4 protein-coding genes are annotated in these 2,891 nt (G+C 69.6%); 1 reads left to right on the plus strand and 3 read right to left on the minus strand.

Translation table 11 applies throughout. The features are described from left to right. From KN815_RS34550 to KN815_RS34560, 3 genes are all read right to left on the minus strand, one after another. On the minus strand, positions 1–376 hold a 376-nt coding region (locus KN815_RS34550), incomplete at its 3' end, for an FHA domain-containing protein (RefSeq protein ID WP_216345796.1). Between the two features lie 306 nt (positions 377–682). After that, positions 683–985 carry a hypothetical protein gene (locus KN815_RS34555; protein WP_253209418.1) on the minus strand — a complete coding sequence of 101 codons (303 nt, stop codon included), beginning with the start codon at positions 983–985 and terminating at the stop codon, positions 683–685. After that, positions 982–1,242 carry a hypothetical protein gene (locus KN815_RS34560; protein ID WP_216345797.1) on the minus strand — a complete coding sequence of 87 codons (261 nt, stop codon included), beginning with the start codon at positions 1,240–1,242 and terminating at the stop codon, positions 982–984. Before KN815_RS34560 ends, KN815_RS34555 begins: the two co-directional genes overlap by 4 nt. A gap of 308 nt (positions 1,243–1,550) precedes the next feature. Here KN815_RS34560 and KN815_RS34565 point away from each other — a divergent pair, with 308 nt between their 5' ends. Then, a complete protein-coding gene (locus tag KN815_RS34565) occupies positions 1,551–2,828 on the plus strand; it encodes a glycoside hydrolase family 16 protein (RefSeq protein ID WP_216345798.1) in 1,278 nt (425 codons plus the stop codon). Positions 2,829–2,891: the final 63 nt, after the last annotated feature.

Genomic DNA, 2,891 nt, shown 5'->3' on the forward strand with positions numbered 1-2,891 from the left:
GCGCACCGGCGGCCGCCGCCGTGCGGCCCTGCGCCGCAGCAGGCGCCTGGTCGCCATTCACCGGCGCCGCCCCCGGCGCCGGCGCGGCCTCGGTGAAGTCCAGCCGCATGCCGGTGGAGAAGTTCCCCAGCCGGACGATCGAACCGTGGCCGATCTCCATCCGCTGGACCCGGCGTCCGTCCGCGAACGTGCCATTCGCGCTGCCGAGGTCCTCGATGACCCACGTTCCGCCGACGCAGCGGATCGTGATGTGCCGCCGGGAGACTCGGCGGTCGATGGTCGGGATGTCGGCCTGCTGATCGCGCCCCACGGTATAGCTCCGGGACGCGTCCAGGGTCCAGGTGCGTCCATTGGCATGCAGTACAAGTTCCGGCACGTCTGTCCCAAGTCGATCGTGTGCACCGAGGCCGTCTGCGTGAGGATAGTCGACGGCTCGGACGGCTCCTGCGGATCCTGCGGTTCCGCCGGGTTCCCGGACGGCCCGGGAACCGGCGGGCGTCATGCGGTCTGCGGCGCGAGGCGGCCGAAGTGTTCGTCGGGTGTCACGGCGGTGTTGTGTCCTCGTGGGGTCGGTCAGTCGGTGTGCGGCCCGGACCGGGCACGCCGACGCGTACGGCCATAGCCGGTTGGGAAGAGGGCGCGGGGCATGCGGAGGTTGCGTGTCATGGCGCGGGGTCCAAACTTACTGTCCCGGCAGCGGTCGTTCGCCCGCGCCCCCGCGCCGGCCCCCGGCGCACAGTGCGTGGTCGATGAGGGTGCCGGCCGCGTTCTCCTGGTCCAGGATGTGCTCCGGGGTGTCACCGCGTGCCTCGGACATGGAGACCGCGGCACTTCGCCTGCCGTCGTCGGTAACCCCGTTGAGGGTGATGTAGCCGCCGTCCCCGCCCTCGTGGCTCCAGTACGTTCCTCCGCAGCTCAGCGGGCGTTCGACCAGGCCGAGCCCGTATCGGCCGCCGGGCCAGAGCTGTTGGACCTCCTCGCTCACGGGCCGTCCGAAGAGACGGGGCGGCCGGTGTTCAGGTCGGCGGTGCCGCTGGTGGCGACGGACTGCCGACCGCCCGGCGCGACCACGCGGGCCTGCACACCGCTGACACCGAGGGCGTGGATCGCCTCGGTGTCCTGACGCAGCCGCTCCACGGGGGAGGGCCCGGCGGGCCGGGCGACGGCGGTGGCCACCTCGGTGGCGAGCAACGTGGCGACACCGAGTGCCAGGGCGAGATGCTTTCGCAGAGTCGAAGACATGGCTGAACGCTGGATTCGCCCCCGACTCCGGGCGATCCGGCGCACCCCAGGGCCGGAATGGGGGATATCCCCCGACGGGCCGTCACCGGTCGTGCGGTTGCCTACGGCGGTTTCTGTCCACACATATGGTCCATACCAAACTCTTGACAGGATTTTCCTTCACTTCTTAAATCACGTAGTGAACTAAGTACCTCCCGGATCGCCCATCGCACCCGGTCGGCGCCGTAACCACGCGCTTCCACCTGTTGGTTCCACATGCGCCTGTGTCTCTCCGTACCTGTCATGCACATGCTTCTGGAAGGAGAGTCATGGACTCCCCGCGCTTACCTCGGCGACTGCTGCTCTCGGTCGTCTCGTTCCTCGCCCTCGCCTCCCTGTCCACCGGACTGGCGCAGGGCGCGCCCGCCTCCGCGGCGGATTCGGCCGCGCCACCGGCCGTGGCCGCCAAGGCCGCCGCCGTCACCTTCTCCGACGAGTTCGACGGGCCCGCGGGCTCCGCCGTCGACGGTGGCAAGTGGCAGATCGAGACGGGCGACAACGTCAACAACCATGAACGGCAGTACTACACGGCGGGCAACCGCAACGCCGCCCTCGACGGACAGGGCCATCTGGCCATCACCGCCCGCCGCGAGAATCCGGGCAACTACCAGTGCTGGTACGGAAGGTGCGAGTACACCTCCGCCCGGCTGAACACGTCCGGCAAGTTCACCACCACCTACGGGCGGGTCGAAGCCCGGATGAAGATTCCGCGCGGGCAGGGCATGTGGCCGGCGTTCTGGATGCTGGGCAATGACATCGGACAGGTCGGCTGGCCCAACTCGGGTGAGATCGACATCATGGAGAACGTGGGCTTCGAGCCGTCCACGGTCCACGGCACCCTCCACGGCCCCGGATACTCGGGGTCCGGCGGTATCGGCGCCGGGTACTCCCTGCCCGGTGGCCAGGCGTTCGCCGACGCCTTCCACACCTTCGCCGTCGACTGGAGCCCCAACGCGATCACCTGGTCCGTCGACGGCACCGTCTATCAGCGGCGCACCCCCGCCGACCTCGGTGGCCGGCAGTGGGCGTTCAACAAGCCCTTCTTCGTGATCCTCAACCTGGCGGTCGGCGGCTACTGGCCCGGAGACCCCAACGGCAGCACGGCCTTCCCGCAGCAACTCCTCGTCGACTACGTCCGGGTCAGCACCGACAGCGGACAGCCGGGCGGCGGCGCCATCACCGGCGTCGGCGGCAAGTGCATGGACGTGGCGGGCGCCAACAGCGCGAACGGCACGCCGATCCAGCTCTACGACTGCAACGGTTCCGCCGCGCAGCAGTGGACCGTTGGTGGCGATGGGACGATCCGTGCGCTGGGGAAGTGCCTGGACGTGGCGTCGGGTGGCACGGCCGACGGCAGTCTGGTCCAGCTCTATGACTGCAATGGCAGCGCGGCGCAGCAATGGGCCGTTCCCGCGGCCCGCGACATCGTCAACCCACAGGCCAACAAGTGCCTGGACGCCGCCGGTGGCAGTTCGGCCAACGGTACCCGGCTCCAGATATGGACCTGCACCGGCGCCGCCAACCAGAAGTGGACGGTGACCAGATGAACATGAGACTTCTGCACAGACCCGCGGTGCGCGGCATCCTGGGCGCGGCGGCCGTCGCCGCCC

Origin of the sequence: Streptomyces niphimycinicus, assembly GCF_018883605.1 — a bacterium.
Classification (GTDB): domain Bacteria; phylum Actinomycetota; class Actinomycetes; order Streptomycetales; family Streptomycetaceae; genus Streptomyces; species Streptomyces niphimycinicus.

Bases quoted from the DNA above. Each gene is read 5' to 3' on its own strand.
- KN815_RS34560 (WP_216345797.1), bottom strand. From the start codon at position 1,242: ATGTCTTCGACTCTGCGAAAGCATCTCGCCCTGGCACTCGGTGTCGCC.
- KN815_RS34565 (WP_216345798.1), top strand. From the start codon at position 1,551: ATGGACTCCCCGCGCTTACCTCGGCGACTGCTGCTCTCGGTCGTCTCG.